This is a genomic window from Neorhizobium sp. CSC1952, assembly GCF_030378245.1.
Classification (GTDB): domain Bacteria; phylum Pseudomonadota; class Alphaproteobacteria; order Rhizobiales; family Rhizobiaceae; genus Neorhizobium; species Neorhizobium oryzae_A.
The window spans coordinates 1,587,035-1,609,486 of record NZ_CP128416.1 but is presented as its reverse complement, the minus strand read 5'-3'; the positions used below and the strand labels follow the sequence as shown (position 1 = coordinate 1,609,486).

Below are 22,452 nucleotides of genomic sequence, written 5' to 3'. Positions count from 1 at the left end.
TGTCAGCGGAGCTTCGAGCTCTTCTGGCCGAGGCGACGCTTTGACAACGCACGGGCACTGCCGCGCAGCCGGCGCCCAGGAGGGGAAAATGGTACAGATCAACACGCACGACCTGACGTTCATTCTGAAGCAGATCAAGATTGCCGAGGCCCATTCGGCCGGCACCGCGCTGACGGAAATCTACGTGGACGAGGCAGGCAATGTCGTGCCCGCCGGCACGGCAGGAGCCGTTCAGGCGATCAGCCATCCGTTGGCCCCCTATGGCCTGAGGACCGTCAACGGCAGCTTCAACAACTTGATCGAGGGGCGCGAGGAGTGGGGTGCTGCGGACAATCCGTTTCCCTACGTCACCCATCCGGTCTATCGCGACGAGGATGACGACGCGATGCCGTTTCCGGGTTATGTCGGGCCCGACGCGACCATTCCCGACGCGAGCGGGCCGCTTGTAGACCAGAACAACGACTATGGTACGCCGGGAAACGTCGTCGATGCCGATCCGCGCATCATATCCAATCTGATCGTCGACCAGACGCTCGGCAATCCCGCCGCGATCTATTCGGCGCTACTTTATTCGGGCTATTCCGGGGCCGTGCTCAATACCGCGCTCAACGCTATCGTCCAGGCTAAATCCGCCCTCGACACGGCGATCGAGAATTCCGGTACGGCGGGAGGAAACATTCCCGCGCTTCAGGCCGCGGTGACGGCTTCCCAGAGCCAGGCCGACCAGGCTCAATCCCAGGCGAATGCCGCGGCGGCCCAGGCAGCGGCGGACCAGGCACTCTATGACGCCGCGCAGGCCGACGTCGCAACCGCCGGGGCCGGTGTCTCGGCGGCGACTGCCGCCCTCATCGCTTTGTTGACGGATGGAATACCGCAGCCGGAAGCAGAGGCTGCGGCTGTCGTCGCCTTGACCCAGGCTCAGGCGGTACTCGATCAGGCCGAAGCGACCGCCGAGCCCCTCGGCGTCGCAGCCGCGGCCTCCGCAGCCGCGGCCGCTGCTGCGGCTCAGCAAGCCGCGAGCGCCGCGCAGGCACTGGCGAGTGCGCAACAGGCTCTGGCTGATGCCCAGGCCGCGAACTCTGATGCATCCGCGGCCGTGGTGGCCGCCCAGACGGCGCTCGACACCCTGCTCGAGACACACGGCATCGAGATGGAGGGGAATACCGTCGTCATTCCCAACGTCGCGCCCGACGAAGGGCTTTCCGCGCCCTATAACTCCTGGTTCACGCTTTTCGGACAGTTCTTCGACCACGGCCTCGATCTCGTGGCCAAGCAGGGCGGTACCGTCTTCATCCCGCTGCAGCCGGATGACCCGCTCTACAATCCCGACAGCCCGCGTACCAACTTCATGGTGCTGACGCGAACGACCCCGGATGCCGAAAACCTGACGACGCCCTGGGTCGACCAGAACCAGACCTACACCTCGCATGCCTCGCATCAGATGTTCCTGCGCGAATATGCGATGGTCGATGGCAAGCCGCTCGCGACGGGCAAGCTTCTGGAAGGCGATCGCGGCCTCGCCACCTGGGGCGACGTGAAGGAACAGGCGGCCACCAAGCTTGGCTTCCAGCTTACCGACGCGGATGTCGGCAATATCCCGCTCTTCGCCGTCGATGCCTATGGCGAGTTTATCCGCGGATCCAACGGCTTTCCGCAGCTCGTCATCGGCCTCGGTGCGGACGGGGAATTCGGCACGGCCGACGACGTCCTGCTGGAAGGCAACCCGGCCGCCAATGGAGGCCTCGGCGTCGCCATTCCCGCGGAGGCGTTCCGGACCGGCCACGCCTTCCTCGACGATATCGCGCATGCCGCCAAGACGGTCAATGATCGCGGCCAGGTGCTGACTGCCGATGCCGACGATCAGGTGGGCCTTGCCGCCGGACCGCTCGTCTACGACGACGAGCTTCTCGACGCGCACTACATCACCGGCGACGGACGCGGCAACGAGAACATTGGCCTTTCGGCCGTCCACCACGTCTTCCATTCCGAACACAACCACATGGTCCAGCAGGTGAAGGACAAGGCGCTGGCCTCCGGCGATCTCGCCTTCCTCAACGAGTGGCTGCGCGTCGACGTGACGGCGATCCCGACCGATCCCGCCGCTATCGCCGCCCTTCAATGGGATGGCGAGCGTCTCTTCCAGGCGGCGCGCTTCACGACGGAAATGCAGTACCAGCATCTGGTCTTCGAGGAGTTCGCCCGCAAGGTGCAGCCGGATGTCGATGCCTTCGTCTTCAATCCCAGCACCGACATCAACCCGGCGATCTTCGCGGAATTCGCTCATGTGGTCTATCGCTTCGGGCACTCGATGCTGCGTGAGCAGGTCGCCGCGACCAATAGCGACGGCAGCGACGCGAGCCTCGACCTCTTCGACGCGTTCCTCAACCCGCTTGCCTTCGGTTCCGATACGATCGATCACGACGCCGCTGCCGGCGCGATCGTGCGCGGCATGACCAACCAGGTCGGGAATGAGATCGACGAATTCGTCACCCACGTTCTGCGCAACCAGCTTGTCGGCATTCCGCTCGACCTGGCGGCGATCAACATCGCCCGCGGCCGCGATACCGGCATCCCTTCGCTCAACGAGGCGCGTGCGCTGTTCAAGGAAGCGGCCAATGGCGATACGCAGCTCGACCCCTACAAGAGCTGGGTGGATTTCGCGCTCAATATGAAGAACCCGGCGTCGATCGTGAACTTCATCGCCGCCTATGGCACGCATGCCACGATCACCGGCGCCACCACCGTCGACGCCAAGCGCGATGCGGCGATGAAGCTGGTCTTCGGCGACGCGTCGCTCAACGAGGCCGATCGCCAGGACTTCCTGAACGGCCGCAACGCCTATGCGGGCAACCTCGGCGGCCTCGATCTCGTCGATCTGTGGGTTGGCGGTCTTGCCGAAAAGAAGATGGCCTTCGGCGGCATGCTCGGCTCCACCTTCTCCTTCATCTTCGAACTGCAGCTTGAAAACCTCCAGAACGGCGACCGGTTCTATTATCTTTCGCGCGTTCAGGGGCTCAACCTGCTCAACGAGCTCGAAAACAACTCCTTCGCCAAGATGGTGCTCAGCAACACCGATCTCGGCGAGAGCGGCTATGCCGTTCCCGGCGACATCTTCTCGGTGCCGGATCATGTGCTCTACATGGATCACGCCAAGCAGAACGCCTTCGGCTACGTTGATCCGCAGCAGGAGGACCCATTCCTCCAAGCTATCTCGCCGATGGTGGAGCGCCGCGATGCGAGTGGCAATCTCATCAACCCCGTCGCCGATCCGACGGCGGTCGCAAGTTATATCCGCGTCAATACCAATGACCACGTCCTGATCCAGGGAACCGAGAGTGCCGACGAGATCGTCTCCGGCGGCGGTGACGACTCCGTCTGGGGACGCGGCGGCAACGACCGCATCGAGGCCGGCTACGGCGTCGACAAGATCCACGGCGGCACCGGCAACGACATCATCACCAACAACGGCACCGACATCGGCGAAGTCGACATGCTGCACGGAGAGGAAGGCAACGACGTCATCCACGGCGGTTCCGGCCTTGCCCTGATCTTCGGCAACCAGGGTCAGGATTTCCTGATCGCCGGCCCTGACGGCAAGGAGATATTCGGCGGTGAGGGCAACGACTTCATCCTCGGCGGCGACGGCGGCGACTTCCTTCTCGGCAACGAAGGCGACGACTGGATCGAAGGCGGCAACGGCTTCGACACCACCGCGGGCGACAATTCGGAGCTTTTCTTCAACTCCACGATCATCGGCCACGACGTGATGTTCGCCGGCCAGAACGAGCACGATTTCGATGCCGAATCCGGCGACGACATCATGGTCCAGGGCGAAAGCGTCATGCGCAACGAAGGCATGCTGGGCTACGACTGGTCGATCCACAAGGGCAACAGCCAGGCGGCGGATTCCGACCTCACCGTCCCGATCTTCACCACCGACGAGCAGGATATCCTGCGCGACCGCTTCGATGCCGTCGAGGCATTGTCGGGCTGGGAAAAGGACGACCATCTCAGCGGCGATAATCGTGGCGACACGAGCGCGGAAGGTGAGATCGAAGGCAATCCCGGACTGGCGGGAGCGGAAAACACGATGGTCGGCCATGAACTGAGCCAGGCCGGCGTCGACCGCATCGCCGGATTGCGGCAGCTCCTGGGAAGCTGGGCGCCGGCCGCGCCGACCGGCCCGGGTGTCGATCTGGAAAAGGTCATCGCCTTCGACGGCGGCAACATCCTGATCGGCGGCGGCGGTGACGACACGATCCGTGGCCGTGGCGGCGACGACCTCATCGATGGCGACGCCTGGCTCAACGTCCGCATCAGCATCCGCGACACCAACGGCACCCAGCTTGCGACCGTCGACAGCATGGCGGCCGTTATCGTCCTGCCGCAGAACCATCCTTATTACGCCCAGTGGAACGGGCGCACGCTGCAGTCCCTGATGCTGTCCGGAGCGATAGATCCGGTGCAGCTCAACATCGTTCGCGAAATTCTCGACGGCGAGGTGGCGGGGGACATCGATACCGCCGCCTATTGGGACGTCCGCAACAACTACAGCTTCTCGCTCGACGCGGATGGGGGGCTGTTGGTATCCCATACCGGCTTCGATACGGCGAACGTGCCCGACGGCGCCAACCTGGTATCCGACGGCATAGACAAGCTGCGCAACATCGAACGGCTGCAGTTCAATGGCAGCTCGCTGAACGTGATCACCGGCACGCCAGGCAACGACGCGGGTGCGACGGCGCTGAACGGTACGGTGGGCGACGACTTGATCCTCGGGCTGGGCGGCAATGATACGCTCAACGGCAATGCCGGAAACGACATCCTGATGGGCGGTGCCGGCAACGACACGCTGAACGGAGGCATCGGCGACGATACCTATGCCTTCGGGCTTGCCGACGGTTCCGACGCGATCAGCGAGACGGGCGGCATCGACCGGATCACGATCGCCGGCGGGACGCTGACTGGCCTCGCTTTCTCCGAAACGGTGGCGGGAGCCGGAAACGACGATCTTGTCATCCAGTTCAACGGGCAGCAGATCACCGTCACCGATCACTTCGATGCTGCCGGCGAGGCTGTCGAACTCATCAACTTCGGCGGCGGCACATATGAAGGCTATGCTTTCGACGGCGACTATGCGCTCAGCACCGACGATGTCGGAACACGGAGCGCCCAGGCCGGCGTCAACACGGTGCTTGCCGGCACGACCGCCGGTGACGACCTTCTCGGCAATACCGGCAACGACCTGCTGTTCGGTCATGGCGGCAACGACGATCTCGACGGCGAAGCGGGCGACGACCTGCTGGTCGGCGGCACGGGGAACGACGAGCTGATCGGCGGCACGGGTGCGGATACCATGGTCGGCGGAGCCGACAACGACACCTATTCGGTCGATGACGCCGGCGATGTCGTGGTCGAAGCCGTGGGTGGCGGCACCGATGAAGTTGAAACGACGCTCGGCGCATACACGCTGGCCGCAAACGTCGAAAACCTCACCTATACCGGCGCGGCCACCTTTACCGGCACGGGCAATGCGCTGAGCAACCGGATCGAAGGCGGAGCAGGTGTCGATACGCTGACCGGTCTCGCCGGCAACGACACCTATGTCGTCACCGCGGGCGACGTCATCGTCGAAGCGGCGAACGGCGGCATCGACACGGTCCAGTCGGCGGCGAGCTATACGCTCGGCAACGAACTGGAAAACCTGACGCTCACCGGCAACGCGGCCGTCAACGGTACGGGCAACGCACTCTCCAACACCATCACCGGCAATTCGGGCGCCAACCAGCTCTTCGGCGGCGGCGGCAACGATGCGGTCAACGGCGGCGACGGCAGCGATCTCATCGACGGCGGCACGGGCGACGATACGCTGAGCGGCGGAGACGGCAACGACACCGATACGATCATTGGCGGCGCGGGCAATGACACGATCGATGTCGGCAGCGGCAACGATGTCATCGTCTACAATGCCGCAGGCTTCGGCAACGATACGATCAACAACTTCGATGCCTCGGGCGGGACGGCCACGACGCAGGATCGTATCGATCTCAGTGCGCTCGGTATCACGGCCGCAAACTTCGCCAGCCGCGTGACGATCCAGGATGTCCAGGATGCCGGAACCGACGATACCCGCATCACCGTTCGCGACGCGAGCAACGCCGTCATCGGTACCATCTTCGTCGAAGAAGTGGACGGGTTGGACATCACGGCAAGCGATTTCATTCTGGCGACCACGTCGGCCCCAATCGGCGGCGCGACCAACGGCAACAACACGCTGAACGGCGGGAACGGCAATGACACGATCGACGCCCTTGGCGGCAACGATACGGTCAACGGCAATGCCGGCAACGATACGATCACCGGCGGCACCGGCAATGACACGATCGCCGGTGGTGCGGGTGACGACACGATCGTCTGGAACGCCAATGCCGGCGCAACAACCGACGGTCGCGACATCGTCAACGGCGGCACGGAGACGACAGCGGGCGATACTTTCGTCATCAACGGCAATGCGACGGCCGAGGTTTACCGCATCTACACGCGGCAGGCCTGGGACGAGATCCCCGGCAACAACATCGCCAGCCTCAATCCGGCGACCGAGATCGTAATCACCCGCAACGGCGTGAACAATGCATCGATCGTCGCCGAGCTGACCGAGATCGAGGAGATCCGCATCAACGGCGCCGATCCCGCCGGCAATGGCACCGCCGGCAATGACAGCTTCGAGCTCATCGGAGACTTTTCAGGCACGCATCTACGCCTGAATACCGTTACGATCGACGGCGACGCGGGCGACGACACTGTCGATATCTCGGCGCTGACTTCCGCGCACCGGATTGTCTTCCGCTCCAATGGCGGCAACGACACGATCGTCGGCACGCTTCGTCCGCAGGACGTGATCGAACTCCCGGCCGGCACGACGGCGGAGGAATACACGGTCAGCGAAGCCAACGGCGTCAAGACGATGACCAACGGCACGCATACGATAACCTTCGTAAGCGACGGCATGCCAACCTTCGAGGAAATCGACCATGAGGAAGAGGACGACGATGACGATCATCCCGATGGCGGCGATGACGGCGTCGAGGATGACGGTTGCGGCGGGCAGAAGGATGACGGCAATGGTCAGCCCTCGCCTGTTGCGGCGCGGACCCTCCTGGGCACCGCAGGTGCCGACGTGCTGCTCGGCGCCGCAGCCGGAGACACCATCCTGGCGGGAGCAGGTGCCGACCTGCTGGCCGGCGAGGATGGCGACGACATCCTGCGCGGCGAGGACGGCGATGATCTTCTGACCGGAGGCGGCGGCGCCGATGTCGCTTCTGGCGGTGCCGGCAATGACGAAATCTACGGTCACGCGGGCAACGACATGCTCTTCGGCGATGCCGGAAGCGACCGGATCCACGGCGGAGACGGCAACGACATCATCGAAGGCGGCGACGGCGACGATCAGGTCTGGGGCGGTGCCGGCGACGACACGGTCCTGGCAACCGGCGATGGAGCGTCGGATTCCTATTGGGGCGGAGAGGGAAGCGACACGCTGAACTACGCCGCGGCCGCGAGCGGACTGACGGCCGATCTCGGCAGCGGCTACATGCAGCGCGGCAGCGTCTCGGGTGGAGGGGTCGGAACGGATATCTCTTACGGCTTCGAAAACTTCGTGGGCGGGTCCGGCCACGATGTGATCACGGCCTCCGCCGTCGCCAACATCATCGATGGTGGTCTCGGCGACGATGTCTTCCGCTTCACCTCGGCAGTGGCGGCGCAGGGAGACAAGATCTACGGCTTCCAGCCCGGCGACAAGATCGATTTTTCGCAGATCGATGCGAATGCCGGGGCAAACGGAGTGCAGCACTTCACGCTGACCTCCGGGACGCTGACGGCCGTGGGCCAGATCGCGGTCAGCCATCAGACCGTCGGCGGCGAGGAACTCACGCTGGTCCGCGGCAATGTCGACGGGGATGCTGGAGCCGATTTCGAGCTCACCCTTGCCGGCACGCACAATCTGCGCGCCGCCGATTTCAACGGCGTGTCGTAACCGCCGGAGGGGGCCCCATGGCCGGCAGGTCCGGCCATGGGGTGGAATTTCCGTATTGGGATGGGGCGTGTCATGACCGAGAAGAAGACGACATCACATACCAGGATCGAAGGGCTGCGCGGCATTTTCGTCTACCTCTTCGGCCTGTCGGGCATCATCAATATCCTTGCCCTCACGGGCGCTTTCTACATGCTGCAGATCTATGATCGGGCGCTGACCAGCGGCAGCATTTCGACCTTGATAGCCCTCTCGGTGCTGGCGATCGGGCTCTATCTCTTCCAGGGCATTTTCGACATCCTGCGCTCGCAGATTCTGGTCCGGCTCGGAGCACGGCTGGATTCGCGGCTCGCGCCGCTCGCGCATGAAGTGGTGATCGAGATGCCGCGCTACGGCTATTCCACCGCCGAAGCCGCCGAGCGAGGCCGCGACGTGGACACGCTGCGGAGCTTCCTGGCCGGCCAGGGGCCGGTGGCGCTCTTCGACCTGCCCTGGATGCCCGTCTATCTGATCTTCGTCTGGCTGCTTCACCCCATGCTCGGAATGCTGACTGTGGGGGGAGCGCTGGTCCTGGCGCTCCTGACGCTCGTGGCCGAAGTCCTGACACGACGGCATGCCCGGTCCATGGTCAAGATATCGGTAACGCGAAATGCCGTGCTGGACTCCAACACCCGCAACAGCGACGTGCTGCACGCCATGGGCATAACCCGCCGGGCCGTCGAGCGGTTCGAGCGCGCCAACCGCCGCCATCTGGAATGTCAGACCCGGACGTCCGATATCGGCGGCACGCTTTCCGGCATTTCCAAGGTCCTGCGCATGATGCTCCAGTCGGCGATACTGGGACTTGGCGCCTATCTCGCGATAAAGGGCGAAATGTCCGCCGGCGCCATCATCGCCTCGTCCATCGTGACGGCGCGCGCGCTCGCGCCGGTCGACCAGGCGATTGCGCAATGGAAGGGCGTGGTCGCGGCCCGCCGCAGTTATCACCGCATCAGCGAAACGCTGGCCGTGCTCAAGGACAAATCGGCCTTGATCGACCTGCCGGCTCCGCAGCAGAACCTGGTCGTCGACAACATAACGACGGTCGCGCCTACGACCGGCGCCGTGCTGCTCAGCGACGTCAGCCTGGAGGTGAGGGCCGGTCAGGCGCTCGGCCTTATCGGGCCCAGCGGCGGCGGTAAGACGACGCTCGCCCGCAGCATACTCGGAATATGGCCGGTCCTGCGTGGTTCGGTGCGTATCGACGGAGCCGATCTAGGCCAGTGGACGGATGCGTTCTTCGGAGAACATGTCGGCTATCTTCCGCAGGATGTCGCGCTCATGGACGGGACGATCGCGGAAAACATCTCGCGCTTTGCCGAAACGCCCGATGCCCGGAAGATCATCCATGCGGCAAAGACGGCGGGCATCCACGAAATGATCGTCCATCTGCGGGATGGCTATCAGACCGAGCTCGGCCCGCATGGAACGGCGCTTTCGGCGGGCCAGCGCCAGCGCATAGCGCTTGCCCGCGCGCTCTACGGCGATCCCTTCCTCGTCGTGCTGGACGAGCCGAATTCCAATCTGGATGCGGAAGGCGAGGAGGCCCTGACCAAGGCGATCATGGCGGTGCGGGAGCGCGGCGGCATCGTCGTCATCGTAGCCCACCGGCCAAGCGCGCTTCAGGCGGTCGATATGGTGGGCCTGGTGCAGGGCGGGCGGCTGACGGCCTTCGGTCCAAAGGAACAGATTATCCAGCCTTTGAAGGCGCGCCCTCTCGTCGTCGAGAAGAGCACGGGTGGCGAGCGCCAGAAGTCGCTGGTTGGCGAATAACGCGAAAACGGCGAGGAGGGATGAATGGAGACGAAGCTGGTTTTGGGATTGCCCGACGCGCAGTCGGCGATCGCTCCCATGAACAAGTTCGAAATCGCCGAGAAGACGGGCGGCCGCAGGAAGATGCTGCTTTTTCCCGCCGTCCTCTTCGGCGCCATGGGTGCGGTTCTGAGCAAGGTCCAGCCCGATCAGTCTCGGGAGGACGGCCAGCCGGCGGTCGAGCCGGAAGAAGCGCCGCCGCAGGAAGCGGCCAGATCGGATATCGAAGTGATCGAGGAGGTCGCCGCCTTCCTCCGCGAGATGGCCGTGCAGATAGGCCCCGCGGCGGATGAGGTCCAGTCCGCCCGTAACGTCGCTTCTGCGCGCCTCGCTTTTGCGGAAACCGCCGGTTTTTCGGCCGGCGGCCGTATCCTCCGCGCCGGGAGTGCCAACGACAACGATTGGGGCGTCGTCGATCGAACTGAAAATTTCGGGTATCCCTCCATGCCGCCTGGCCGGAAACCGCCTGCGGTGGAGAATGGAGGGCCGCCTGGCCATGGAAGGGACGACGATCCCATCCCCGAAGACGATGATGATCCCTTGCCGGATACCGACGATGACGACGACGGAGGTGCGCGCGCCAATCGGCTGCCTTTCTCGCTTGGCAGGGCCCAGCTCGCGAACGGTCTGATGAACCTGTCCGTGGTGATTATGCTGGATGACCTGCTGGCGATGGTCCGCGATCTCGATGGGGACGCGCTGATGGTGGAGAACCTGACCGTTTCCAGCGGCACCATCCGCGCTTACGGCGACGACGCCTGGATCTATACGCCGGAGCGCGGCTATCTCGGGCAGGTAACCTTCTCTTACGGCGTCTCGGATGGCAAGGGCGCGATCTCCTCCGAGGCCGTCTTCGATCTCCTGAAGCATCCGCCGCGCGAACTCTTCGGCACCGAAGGCGACGATGTGCTTCTCGGGACGCCTCAGGAAGACATCGTCGCGGGGCTGGACGGCAACGATACCGTCTACGGCCGCGAGGCCGGCGACATCCTTGTCGGCGGCGATGGCGACGACAGGCTGCTCGGCGGGGATGGCGACGATCTGCTTTATGGTGACGCCGGCCGGGATCATCTTTCCGGAGGGCGGGGCAGGGATATCCTCTTCGGCGGGGATGGCGACGACATGCTCTTCGGCGACGAAGGGGATGACCAACTCCTCGCCGGTCTTGGCGACGACTGGCTCGATGGCGGCAGCGGTGACGACAGGCTCTTCGGAGACGACGGCAGCGACCAGCTCTTCGGCGGGAAAGGTGAGGACCTTCTCGACGGCGGCGAAGGCCGCGACAGCCTGACCGGCGGCGGCGGGAACGACGTCGTTGTCGCAGGCGCGGGTGACGACAGGATCGCCGCCGGCAAGGGTGGCGAGGAAGGGCGTGCCGGAGAGACTGCCGCACCGGATGGCGACGACATCTATTCCGGCGGCGAAGGCCTCGACGTGCTCGATGTGAGCACGGCGCAACAATCCGTTGCTGTCGATCTTGCCGCCGGCACGGCGACGGGCAAGGAGATCGGCAACGATCGGCTCGAAAGCATCGAAGCGGTTGTCGGCGGAGCGGGCGGCGACCTGCTGATGGGCGATGCCGGTGCGAATCATCTCGACGGGCAAGCCGGAAACGATGCGATTGCAGGCGGTGACGGGGACGATCGGCTGAGCGGTGATAGCGGTGACGATATGGTCGCCGGCGATGCGGGCGACGACACGATCGTCGCTGGCCGGAGCGGCGAGGAAGCGCCGGCCGAAAACGTCACGACATCGGACGGCAACGATGCCTATTTCGGCGGCGACGGGTTCGATACGCTCGATCTGACACCGTTGGTGCAGGCGGTGCTGGCCGATCTCGAAGCCGAACTTGCTCGCGGCGGCGAAATCGGCACGGACCTTGTGAACGGCTTCGAGGCTGTTCTCGGCGGTCGCGGCGACGACCGGCTGGCCGGAGATTCCGGGGCGAACCTTCTGGTCGGCGGCGACGGGGATGACCGGCTGGCCGGCCGCGGCGGCGACGATATTCTGGCCGGCGGTCGCGGCAACGATATGGTCTCCGGCGGTGCCGGCAACGATACCATCGTGGTCGCCGTGATTTCCAGCGCCGGATCTGCTGGCGACGGCGACGACGTTTATTGCGGAGGCGCGGGCAGTGATACCTACGATGCCTCCGCCGCGGTGCAGGCGGTCGTGATCGATCTCGAGCGCGGCACGGCGAGCGGCTGCGATATCGGCGCCGACCGCCTCGAAGGCTTCGAGGCGGCGATCGGCGGAAATGGAGCGGATACCATCGTCGCCAATAGCGCGGTCAACTTTCTCGCGGGTGGCGGGCAAGCCGACGTCTTCGTCTTTCGCAATTTCGATTCCGTCTTGAACCAGGGACTTGGCCGGGACGAAATCAGGGATTTCGGCGTAGGCGACCGGATAGATTTCTCCGAAATCGCATCGCAGGTGGGCGGACTGGTGTTCCGTAGCCTGGTGGACGAAGCCGAAGGCACAAATGTCCAGCGCGTCACCTTCTACCACCAGACGCTTGCCGACGGCGAGCGGACGATTGTCAAGGCGATCGTCGATCTGGAGCGCGACCAGGACATCGAGATCCTGCTCTACGGTCGTCATGAACTGACGGAAAGGGATTTCATCCTCGCTGCGATGCAGAACGCGACGGATGATCTGGCGGGGCGCGGCTGAAGGCTTGGAGCGCGGACGCAGCAGCTGGGGAGGCATGGAAATGACTGAGGACGCAAGGAAAACGACGAAAAAGGAACAGTTCGGCATCTCAGCGAGGGTGTATCTCTCCACTGTGCTTGCCGGCTTGCTCGTACTCGGCGTCGGGGGCTGGGGGGCGCAGGCCAAGCTTTCGGGGGCCATCATCGCGCAGGGCCAGGTAGTCGTCTCGCAGCAGGTGAAGATGATCCAGCATCGGGACGGCGGCATCGTTTCGGAGATTCTCGTGCGCAACGGCGACGCCGTCCGCAAGGGAGATGTGTTGCTGCGGCTGGACGAAACGCAAACCCGGGTCGAGCTCGCGATCGTCAGAACGCAGCTTCAGCAGCTTGTCGCCATGGGAGCACGCCTCACGGCGGAGCGCGACGGCAGGGATCTGATCGATTTCTCCGGCGGCACGCTTCCATCGGCGCTGATCGAAAGCGAGACCAAGCTCTTCAAGGAAAACCGGCAAATGCTCACCAATCAGCGTGAACAGCTCCGCCTGCAGGTGCGCCAGTTGGAGGAGCAGGTACGCGGGTTCAAGGCGCAGGACGAATCGAACGACCGCGAAAAGGCAATCGTCACGCAGGAGGTCGCCAAGATGGAGCGGCTGGTCAAAAGCGGCCTCGTGCCGGTTGCCCAGCTGCGCGACATGCTGCGCCAGATGGCGCGCATAGAAGGCACCCACGGAGAGCTTGCCGCCCGCATCGCCGAGGCCGAAAGCGAGATCAGCGAAACGCGGATGAAGCTGCTCTCCGTCGATCAGAACATGCGCAAGGAGGCGCAGGGTGAGATTGTGGAAATCGAGTCGAAGATCGCCGAAATGCGGGAGCGCGAAATCGCCGCTCGCGATCGCCTGTCCCGGATGGAAGTCAAAGCCCCCGTCGATGGCTTTGTATATGACCTCCAGATCCACACGATCGGCGGCGTCATCGGCGCCGGCACGACGATCATGTCCATCGCTCCGAAAAGTGAGGACATGAATGTGGAAATCCGCGTCGCGCCGGTGGATATCGACCGGATCGCGTCTGGCCAGCCCGCTCGGATGCGGTTCACGGCCTTCAATCAGCGCACGACGCCGGAGGTTCATGGAGCAGTGAAAATCGTCGCCGCCGCGACCTCGACGGATCGAAGCACCGGCCAGCCGTTCTACCTCGCGACGCTTTCGCTCGACGATGTATCCAAGTTGGGCGATCGGGAGCTGATGCCGGGAATGCCCGTGGAGGTCTATGTACAAACCGGCGAACGCAGTGCTCTGTCCTACCTGACGAAGCCGTTCACCGACCAGATGATGCGTGCCTTCAGGGAGGAGTAGAAACCGTAGAGAGCTTTCATATCCGGCACTGTCGGGAATGGCGATCCGCAGGACGTGGCCACAGTCCGGCGGCGACTGGAGCAAAAAAGGCCCGGCGGTCGCCCGCCGGGCCCTTACGCATGACGGCCGTCAATGCGCGCGTTGCGACCCATACGCGAAATCTTTTTTAGACGGCGCCGTTTCAAGGTCAATAACCTGATTTTCACAGTGTGGGGGTCGGCTTCCATCCTTTCGGATTTTCGCCGGTCCTGGCCATGAATGCTATCCCTCTTTTCGTGGTACGAGGGCGGCGGGAAGGTGGATAAGGCTGGTTTCCGGTCTACGGCAACCGGGCATAGACCAGCGCGAGTAGTTCGGGAAGCCGGCGAGTCCTGGCTTTTCGGTGAATGGTGCCGATATGGTTTTCCACCGTTCGCTGGCTTACCCCTAATTCATAGGCGATTATCTTTGCGGACTTTCCGACCAGGATCCTGTCGAGAATGGCGACCTGTCGGGGGGTGAGACTTGAGAGGAGTTCCTTGGCTCGCAGGGAGGCTTCGACTTGCGACGGGGAAAGGATGCATATCGCATGAACACCGTCCCGATCTTTCTCACTAAGTGAGATGAGGCATGGGAGGTTCTCCAGCGGAATCATGCCTCGCTCCAGGTCCTCTGCAAGTTTGCGCAAGCCCCGTATGAGTTTTTGCTTTTCGGTATCAGAAACTAAATGCTCTGATTCCTTGGTCAAATACATAACCGTCCCCGATTACTCACCATTATATTACGTTGAATTAAATTAAGAAGTAACTAAAGCTTTGCAAGCCGCGAAGCCTTCATAAAGATTAATCCTTAGGCGTAGATCAGGGCTTCTGGCCGCTAGCCGAAAGTCGAAGCCGCAAAAATCAAAGAAAAAACCCGGCATCGGATGGAGCAACTTGGCGCCTCGGCTCTCTCGACCGCCTGCTTGAGAACTGCGGTCGGCCGCCGGCGATGCTGAAGATGGGCAAGTGGTGAAGAGCCGCAATCCCATGCTCCTGCTCGGCAATAACGCAGGCGAGCATTTCGCTTTGCCCAGAATCCGAGCAAAAGTTTTTGTTGCACAATTGCTGGATTATGCAATTCTTGAATTGATGTGGATCAATGCTGCAATTTATGCATTATGGATTGAGCGATGGAAATCAAGCAGCTTGAAGTGTTTCTCGCGGTCATGTCGGCCGGGAGTATCACTGCTGCCGCGCGGCTGCTCGACCGGTCGCAATCGCAGGTGACGCGGCTGATCCAGGAGCTTGAGGCTTCGATCGGTTTTGCGCTCTTCGAGCGGAACGGACCGCGTATCACCCCGACGCCCAAAGCGGTCACCTTCCATGCGGATGCGGAGCGTTTCCTGACCGGCATCGGTCAGCTCCAGGAGCGGGCCAAGACGATCGCTTCGGAAGAGCTCGGGCCTATCGAGATTGCCGCAATTCCGGCCTTTGCGGGGGGCCTGGTGCCGCTTGCGCTTGCCGAGATGCCGGAGGGCCTCCTGCCGCGGAACGTTCACCTGCGCAGCATTTCCGCCGAGGCCGCGGTTCAGTCGGTGCTTGCAAGGACTGCCGATTTTTGCGTTGCCTCTCTGCCCGTCGAACATCCGGGTCTCGAGATCCATGGGCTTTTTCAGTCGCCCTGTGTGGCGGCGGTTGCCTCGGACGATCCGCTGGCGGCGAGGCAGACGATTTCCATGCACGATCTCGCCGGCCGCAATCTGATCACCATGGCGAATCCGTTCCGGCTGCGCCGGCGCGTCAATCAGGCCCTTCAGGCAGCCGAGGTCAGGCCGTCGCGGCTCATCGACACGAATACGGCGCTGACTGCGGTTCGGCTTGCCTCGACCGGTTTCGGCGTCGCTATCGTCGAGCCCGCGACCGCTTATGGCGTCGAGCTCAAGAATGTCGAGATACGCCCCCTCGACATGAATATTCCCTTCCTCTGGGGAGTTTTCTCCGCCGCGTCCAGACCGCTTCCGGACAATGTCCTTGAGCTCATCCAATTGATCATCCGGATTTCGGCCGCCCGCATGCCGGGCTTCGTGGCCCATGATCCGGGCCATATCGAGCGCGTCGCCGACGCTACGTTCGGCGCCGATCGGAATACACAGGAGCATTGATTTTGACCGTGCAGAACCCCCGGCCGGCGAATGGTCTTGCAAACCTCGAAAAACGGTTGGCGGAAGATCTTTCTCTGCTGGAACTTCCTCCGAAGGACTGGGTACCGGCAACCGAATACGACGGAAGGCGGGTTTATGACGCCGTCGTCATCGGCGCCGGCATGTGCGGGCTGGTGGCTGCCGCATCGCTGAAGATGCTCGGCATTTTCAACGTCATCTGCCTCGACCGTGCGCCGGAAGGGCTCGAAGGACCCTGGATTACCTACGCCCGCATGGAGACGCTCCGCTCTCCGAAGCAGCTCACCGGTCCCGCGCTCGGCCTGCCGGCCTTGACCTTCCGGGCCTGGTACGTGGCGCAGTTCGGTGCGGAAGCCTGGGAAGCGCTCGGCAAGATTCCCAAGGACCAGTGGATGGAATATCTGGTCTGGTACCGCAAGGTGCTTGCCCTGCCGGTCCGCAATCTCGTCACCGTCACCGATATGGCACCGGTCGGCGAAAACCTGATCGCGCTCGACGCAACCGATAAGGCGAGCGGCAGGGAAGAGTGGATCTACGCACGGCATGTCATCCTGGCGACCGGCCGCGACGGTCTCGGCTGTGGTTACGTGCCGGAATTCGCCAAAGATGTGGACCGCAGGTTCTGGGCGCATTCCGCCGACGATATCGATTTCGCGGCGCTCAAGGGCAAACGGGTTGCGGTGATCGGGGCGGGCGCCTCGGCCATGGACAATGCCGCCACCGCGCTTGAGGCGGGAGCGGATGGCGTCGACATGATCATCCGGCGCAAGGAGATGCCGCGCGTCAACAAGTTCACCGGAATTTCCAGCCAGGGCGTCGTGCAGGGCTTTGCGGGCTTGAGCGACGACTGGAAATGGAAATTCATGGATTACGTGCTCGGCGCCCAGACGCCGCCGCCGCGAGATTCCACGCTGCGCGTGTCCCGCCACCCGGGTGGCCGCTTCTTTCTCGACACCGCCGCCCGCGGCCTGCGCCAGAGCGGCGACCAGGTCGTCGTCGAGACAAATCGAGGCGCGCTGGAATATGATTTCGTCATCTTCGCCACCGGCTTTCGCGTCGATCTCGACCGGCGTCCCGAACTGAAGAACTTCGCGCCCTTCATCCGCTTCTGGCAGGATATCTTTACGCCTGCCGAAGGCATGGAGAACGGCGAGCTTGCGACCTCCCCCTATCTCGGTCCGGATTTCGAATTCCTCGAAAAAGTGCCGGGAACCTGCCCGGCACTGCGCCTTGTCCACTGCTTCAACTATCCGGCATCGCTGAGCCACGGCAAGCTTTCCGGCGATATTCCCGCCGTCAGCGACGGCGGCCGGCGGCTGGCGCGTGGCATCGCCCGCAGCCTCTTCGTCGCCGATCGGGAGCACCATTTCGCCAGCCTCATGGCCTACGAGACGCCGGAACTTCTCGGCGACGAATGGACCGATTCCGCCGCGACCCTCGATGAACTCCGCAAGGGTGCCGCCGAATGAAGCGCGCTGCCTTCATAACCGGAGGGCTCCGGCCGTGACCCGCTACCTCCTCGTCAAGCTGGTGGAAGCGCTGGTCGCCATCTGGGGCGTGGTGACGATCGTCTTCTTCGTCAGCCGCGTGCTGGGGGATCCGGCGGTCCTGCTGCTGCCGGTCGGCGCGAGCCAGCAGGATCTGGATACGTTGCGTGCAGGACTTGGTCTCGACCGGCCGATCCTCGAACAATATGCGATTTCCCTGTTTGCCATGCTGCGCGGCGATTTCGGCATTTCCTTCCAGCACAACCGGCCGGCGATGGACGTGGTGCTGGAGCGCATGCCGGCGACCTTCGAGCTAGCCGGCACCGCACTCCTGTTCGGAACCCTGATCGGCGCGGTCGCGGGCGCGATCGCGGCGCTGAAGCGCGGCACGATATCCGAATTCATCGTCATGATCGCTGCGCTTCTCGGGCAGGCGACGCCGGTCTTCTGGCTCGGCATCATGCTGATCCTCCTCTTCTCCGTCGATCTCGGCTGGCTGCCCACCGGCGGTTCGGGCACGATCGCCCATCTCGTGCTGCCGGGCCTAACGTTGTCGGTCTTCGTCTCCGCCTCCATCGCCCGGCTGCTGCGCTCCTCCCTGCTCGACATCATGCGCGAGGATTATGTCCGCACGGCCCGCGCCAAGGGCCTCATGCCGCGCACGGTGTTTTTCTGGCATATCGCGCGTAATGCGCTGATTCCTGTCGTCACCATGATCGGCATCATCGCCGGCGAACTTCTCGGCGGCTCGGTCGTCATCGAGACGGTGTTCGCCTGGCCGGGCGTCGGCCGCATCATCATGCAGGGCATCCAGGCGCAGGATTTCCCGGTCATCCAGGCCGGTGTCGCGCTGGTCGCCGCCATCTTCATCCTCGTCAATCTGCTGGTCGACCTGCTTTACGGCGTGCTCGATCCGCGCATCCGTCGGCGATAGGAGCGGCTCATGAAGTCTTTCTTCCTCGCCCTCCTCAAAAGCCGCGCCGGATTGTTCGGTTTCGTCCTTGTCGTCATCTTCGTTCTGGCGGCGCTGCTCGCACCCTATCTCGGCCTGCCGGTGCCGACGCGCTCGAACCTCGTCGCCCGCATGTCGGCGCCCACCTGGACGGGTCTTTTCTCGCCGGGCGCCCATCCGCTTGGCACCGACGAGCTCGGCCGCGATATCCTCTCCCGCATCGTCTATGGGAGCCGGGTGACGTTGACGATCGCTGCGGCAGCGGTCGTTCTGGGCGGTATCGCGGGAACGCTGCTCGGCATCGTCGCAGGCTATTATCGCGGCATGGTCGATCGCGTGCTGATGCGCATCGTCGATATCCAGCTCGCATTGCCGCTGATGCTGCTGGCGCTTCTGGTGATCGCGGCACTCGGGCCTTCCACCACGAACCTCATCATCGTGCTCGCGCTGACGAGTTGGCTGCGTTACGCCCGCATCATCCGCGGCCAGGTTCTGGCGCTCCGGGAGCGGGAGTTCATCCTCTCGGCGCATGCGATCGGAGCAAGCACCTGGCGCATCATGATCAAGCACCTGCTGCCGAACGTGATCACCCCGGCACTCGTCATCGCGACGCTGGAGCTTGCCCGCATCATCATCATGGATGCCGCGCTTTCCTTCCTCGGCCTCGGCGTCCAGCCGCCCAATCCGAGCTGGGGCCGCATGCTCGCCGACGGTCGCGTCTACATCTCGACGGCCTGGTGGATCGTCACCTTCCCCGGGATCGCCATCCTTCTCACCGTGCTCAGCGTCAACCTTCTGGGTGACTGGCTGCGCGATTACTTCGATCCGAAATTGAGGACCACGCGATGAACCAGCTTTCTCGTTCCACCCTGCCGCCCCGCGTCGGACGCCTGAAGGCCGGCATGGCCAAGCAGGACATTGATGTCATCGTGTCCTTCAAGCCGGAAAACAGCTTCTATTTCACCGGCTTCAATCCGATCATCTATTCTCATCCGGTGATCGCGATCCTCACCCGCGATCACGACCCCATCATGCTGGTGCATGCGCTGCGCGACGACCATGGCCGGGCGAGCGCCTGGGTGCCGGATATCCGCCTTTACGGCGCCTGGTCCACCAAGGTGACGATGGGACCGAACTGGCAGGATGCGCTGGCCTCGATCCTCGGCGATCTCGGCGTTGCCGGAAAAACCGTCGGCATAGAGGAGGAATTCGTCTCGATCCAGCGCCTCAATCAGCTTCGCAAGGCGCTGCCGGAGGCGAAATTTACCGATGTCAGCCATCTCATCGACCATTGCCGCCTGATCAAGGATCCCGACGAGATCGCCCACGCCCGGATCGCCGCGAAGATCGCCGACGTTGGCATGGATACCGCCGTTGCGGCACTCGCCGCCGGTGGCACGGAGCGGGATGTCGCGATCGCCTCTATGCACGAGATGAACAAGCTCTGGGCCGCAAACTATCCGGATGTCGAGGTCTGCGACTTCGGCTCTCTCGAAGGCGGCGTACAGAACGGCCTGTGGACCTGGGTTCTTTCAGGCCCGCGCATGTTCTTCAATTGCGACAACCCGACCCAGCGCAAACCTGAGCGCGGCGAAACCGTCTCCGTCCTCATCTGGACGATTGCCAACGGCATCCATGCGGAGAACGAGCGCACCGTCGCGATCGGCCCGCTGCCGGACGTCAACAAGCGCGCGCTCGACGCCATCCTCGAAATCCGCGAGGAGGTCGACGCCTACATCAAGCCCGGCACGCCTTACAAGGAGCTGTTCGAGCGCACGCGCGAGGGCCTGAAGGCGCGCGGCTACGGCGCCAATATCCCGGGTCGCATCGGCCACGGCATCGGCCTTGGCGCGCACGAGCATTCGTCGCTCGATGCCGCTTCGCCACTGGTCGTGGAGCCCGGCATGATCTTCACCTTCGAACCGAATATTCGCGTGCCGGGCGTCTGCGCCACGCAGATATCCGACACCGTGCTCGTCACCGGGACCGGCCGTGAATACCTGACCCGCTCGGCCGGCGGCTATCTGGAGGTCTGAGCGTCCGATGGCTCCGCTGCTCGAGGTCCGCAATCTCACTGTCGCGTTCGACACGCCGTCCGGCACGGTGCACGCCGTCAACGATGTGTCCTACAGCCTTGAGGAAGGCGAGACGCTCGGCATTGTCGGTGAATCGGGCTCGGGCAAGAGCGTGCATGCTCTCTCGATGGTCGGGCTGATCGCCTCGCCGCCCGGCCGCATCGTGCGCGGCGAGGTGATCTTCAATGGACGCAACCTGCTGGCCCTTTCGCAGCGTGAGCTTTTCGACCTGCGCGGCAAGGAGATCGGCTTCGTCTTCCAGGATCCGATGACCTCTCTCAACCCGGTGCTGACCATCGAGCGCCAGATCGCGGAGCCGCTTCGGCGCCATTTCGGTATGTCGGCGGGCCAGGCGCGCGCGCGCGTCGTCGAACTCCTCGAACTGGTCGGCATCCCCGATGCCGCCCGCCGTGCCCGGCAATATCCGCACGAATTCTCCGGCGGCATGCGCCAGCGCGTGATGATCGCGATCGGCATTTCCTGCAATCCGAAGCTCTTGATCGCCGACGAGGCGACGACCGCGCTCGACGTGACCGTGCAGGCGCAGATCCTCGACCTGGTGCGCGACCTGAAGCGGAAGATCGGCACGACGGTCATCTGGATCACCCACGACATGGGCGTGGTCGCAGGCCTCGCCGACACCGTTCAGGTCATGTATGGCGGCCGCATCATGGAGCGCGGCCCTGTCCGCTCCGTCTTCCACGATCCGCGCAGCGCCTATACCTGGGGCCTTTTGAAATCCCTCGCGCATGGCGGCAAGCGCGGTGTCAACCGGCTCTACCAGATCCCCGGCAATCCGCCTGACCTGACGCAGGAGCCGGTCGGCGATCCCTTTGCGCCGCGCAATCCCTTCGCGACTGAACGCTGCCTGATCGAGACGCCGCCGCTCCTTGACGCTGCCGACAGCGTACCGGGCCACAAGGTCGCGGCCTGGTACGATCTGCGCGCCGAGCTCGCGCGCATGGAGGACCGGCCATGACGGATGCCCCCATGGATGCCCCCATGAATGCGCCGCTCGTTTCGGTCAGCCGGCTCAGCAAACATTACGGTGGCGAAAGACGCCTGATCGGCGGCACGGTACCGCTGCTGAAGGCGGTCAACAATGTGAGTTTCGACATCTCACCCGGCGAAACGCTCGGCCTCGTCGGCGAATCCGGCTCGGGCAAGAGCACGACCGGCCGCGTCCTGCTGCAGCTCGAAGCGCCTACAAGCGGCGACATTCTCTACAAGGGCGAAAACATCACGGGCCTCTCGAAGCCGGCGCTGAAATCCTATCGGCGCGACATGCAGATCATCTTCCAGGATCCCTATGCCTCGCTCAATCCGCGCATGACGGTGGGCGAATTCGTCGCCGAGCCGCTTGATGTCCATGGTCTGTCGGGCTCCAGGTCGGAGCGCCAGGATCGCGTCGCCTCGCTCTTTTCGAAAGTCGGCCTCGATCCATCCTTCATGAAGCGCTATCCGCATGAGTTTTCCGGCGGCCAGCGCCAGCGCGTCAGCATCGCCCGGGCGATCGCGCTCAACCCCGCCTTCATCGTGGCGGACGAGCCGATCACGGCGCTCGACGTCTCGATCCAGGCGCAGATCGTCAACCTATTCCAGGACCTGCAGGACGAGCTCGGCCTCACCTACCTCTTCATCGCCCACGACCTGTCGATGATCCGCTATCTCTGCCACAGGGTCGCGGTGATGCTGCGCGGGCGCATCGTCGAAATCGGTCCCTGCGAGGCGATCTTCGAAAATCCGCAGCACCCCTACACCAGGGCGCTTCTTTCGGCGATCCCGGTTCCCGATCCGGACATCGAACGGAACCGCCGGCCCATCGCTTTCGACGTCAATGCCAATCTGCCGCCCGAGGAGGCCGTTTTGCGGCCTGTCGGAGACGGGCACTTCGTTCTGGGAGTCTAGG

12 protein-coding genes are annotated in these 22,452 nt (G+C 63.6%); 11 read left to right on the top strand and 1 reads right to left on the bottom strand.

The window, feature by feature from the left end:
* The first annotated feature begins 88 nt into the window (after positions 1-88).
* The 4 genes from QTA58_RS08180 to QTA58_RS08165 all read left to right on the top strand — a co-directional run bounded on the left by QTA58_RS08180 (position 89) and on the right by QTA58_RS08165 (position 13,889).
* Positions 89-8,035: a peroxidase family protein gene (locus tag QTA58_RS08180; RefSeq protein ID WP_289672388.1), complete on the top strand. Its 7,947-nt coding sequence runs from the start codon at positions 89-91 to the stop codon at positions 8,033-8,035.
* Positions 8,036-8,107: 72 nt separating this feature from the next.
* The gene (locus QTA58_RS08175; RefSeq protein WP_289672387.1) at positions 8,108-9,844 is read left to right on the top strand and encodes a type I secretion system permease/ATPase; all 1,737 of its coding nucleotides are present in this window, start codon (positions 8,108-8,110) and stop codon (positions 9,842-9,844) included.
* A gap of 24 nt (positions 9,845-9,868) precedes the next feature.
* Positions 9,869-12,556 (top strand): cadherin-like domain-containing protein, encoded by a 2,688-nt coding sequence (locus tag QTA58_RS08170; protein ID WP_289672386.1) that lies wholly within the window; start codon positions 9,869-9,871, stop codon positions 12,554-12,556.
* A 40-nt stretch (positions 12,557-12,596) separates the two neighbouring features.
* Positions 12,597-13,889: an HlyD family type I secretion periplasmic adaptor subunit gene (locus QTA58_RS08165; protein WP_289672385.1), complete on the top strand. Its 1,293-nt coding sequence runs from the start codon at positions 12,597-12,599 to the stop codon at positions 13,887-13,889.
* 319 nt (positions 13,890-14,208) lie between these two features.
* Here QTA58_RS08165 and QTA58_RS08160 read toward each other — a convergent pair whose 3' ends face one another.
* Positions 14,209-14,622: a LuxR C-terminal-related transcriptional regulator gene (locus tag QTA58_RS08160; RefSeq protein WP_289672384.1), complete on the bottom strand. Its 414-nt coding sequence runs from the start codon at positions 14,620-14,622 to the stop codon at positions 14,209-14,211.
* A 417-nt stretch (positions 14,623-15,039) separates the two neighbouring features.
* Between QTA58_RS08160 and QTA58_RS08155 the strand changes: the two genes are divergently transcribed.
* The 7 genes from QTA58_RS08155 to QTA58_RS08125 are packed head-to-tail and all read left to right on the top strand — an operon-like array spanning position 15,040 to position 22,451.
* A complete protein-coding gene (locus QTA58_RS08155) occupies positions 15,040-16,011 on the top strand; it encodes a LysR family transcriptional regulator (RefSeq protein WP_085421769.1) in 972 nt (323 codons plus the stop codon).
* An 8-nt stretch (positions 16,012-16,019) separates the two neighbouring features.
* Complete coding sequence (locus QTA58_RS08150; protein WP_289673065.1) at positions 16,020-17,498, top strand: NAD(P)/FAD-dependent oxidoreductase; 1,479 nt, start codon at positions 16,020-16,022, stop codon at positions 17,496-17,498.
* Between the two features lie 34 nt (positions 17,499-17,532).
* On the top strand, positions 17,533-18,450 hold the full coding sequence (locus tag QTA58_RS08145; protein ID WP_289672383.1) for an ABC transporter permease: 918 nt from the start codon (positions 17,533-17,535) through the stop codon (positions 18,448-18,450).
* A 9-nt stretch (positions 18,451-18,459) separates the two neighbouring features.
* On the top strand, positions 18,460-19,317 hold the full coding sequence (locus QTA58_RS08140) for an ABC transporter permease (protein WP_085421772.1): 858 nt from the start codon (positions 18,460-18,462) through the stop codon (positions 19,315-19,317).
* Positions 19,314-20,504: a Xaa-Pro peptidase family protein gene (locus QTA58_RS08135; protein ID WP_289672382.1), complete on the top strand. Its 1,191-nt coding sequence runs from the start codon at positions 19,314-19,316 to the stop codon at positions 20,502-20,504. Before QTA58_RS08140 ends, QTA58_RS08135 begins: the two co-directional genes overlap by 4 nt.
* Before the next feature lie 7 nt (positions 20,505-20,511).
* Positions 20,512-21,522, top strand: a complete 1,011-nt coding sequence (locus QTA58_RS08130; protein ID WP_289672381.1) for an ABC transporter ATP-binding protein — start codon at positions 20,512-20,514, stop codon at positions 21,520-21,522.
* A complete protein-coding gene (locus tag QTA58_RS08125; RefSeq protein WP_289672380.1) occupies positions 21,519-22,451 on the top strand; it encodes an ATP-binding cassette domain-containing protein in 933 nt (310 codons plus the stop codon). Before QTA58_RS08130 ends, QTA58_RS08125 begins: the two co-directional genes overlap by 4 nt.
* Position 22,452: the final 1 nt, after the last annotated feature.

Bases quoted from the DNA above. Each gene is read 5' to 3' on its own strand.
- QTA58_RS08180 (WP_289672388.1), top strand. From the start codon at position 89: ATGGTACAGATCAACACGCACGACCTGACGTTCATTCTGAAGCAGATC.
- QTA58_RS08175 (WP_289672387.1), top strand. From the start codon at position 8,108: ATGACCGAGAAGAAGACGACATCACATACCAGGATCGAAGGGCTGCGC.
- QTA58_RS08170 (WP_289672386.1), top strand. From the start codon at position 9,869: ATGGAGACGAAGCTGGTTTTGGGATTGCCCGACGCGCAGTCGGCGATC.
- QTA58_RS08165 (WP_289672385.1), top strand. From the start codon at position 12,597: ATGACTGAGGACGCAAGGAAAACGACGAAAAAGGAACAGTTCGGCATC.
- QTA58_RS08160 (WP_289672384.1), bottom strand. From the start codon at position 14,622: ATGTATTTGACCAAGGAATCAGAGCATTTAGTTTCTGATACCGAAAAG.
- QTA58_RS08155 (WP_085421769.1), top strand. From the start codon at position 15,040: ATGGAAATCAAGCAGCTTGAAGTGTTTCTCGCGGTCATGTCGGCCGGG.
- QTA58_RS08140 (WP_085421772.1), top strand. From the start codon at position 18,460: ATGAAGTCTTTCTTCCTCGCCCTCCTCAAAAGCCGCGCCGGATTGTTC.
- QTA58_RS08135 (WP_289672382.1), top strand. From the start codon at position 19,314: ATGAACCAGCTTTCTCGTTCCACCCTGCCGCCCCGCGTCGGACGCCTG.
- QTA58_RS08130 (WP_289672381.1), top strand. From the start codon at position 20,512: ATGGCTCCGCTGCTCGAGGTCCGCAATCTCACTGTCGCGTTCGACACG.
- QTA58_RS08125 (WP_289672380.1), top strand. From the start codon at position 21,519: ATGACGGATGCCCCCATGGATGCCCCCATGAATGCGCCGCTCGTTTCG.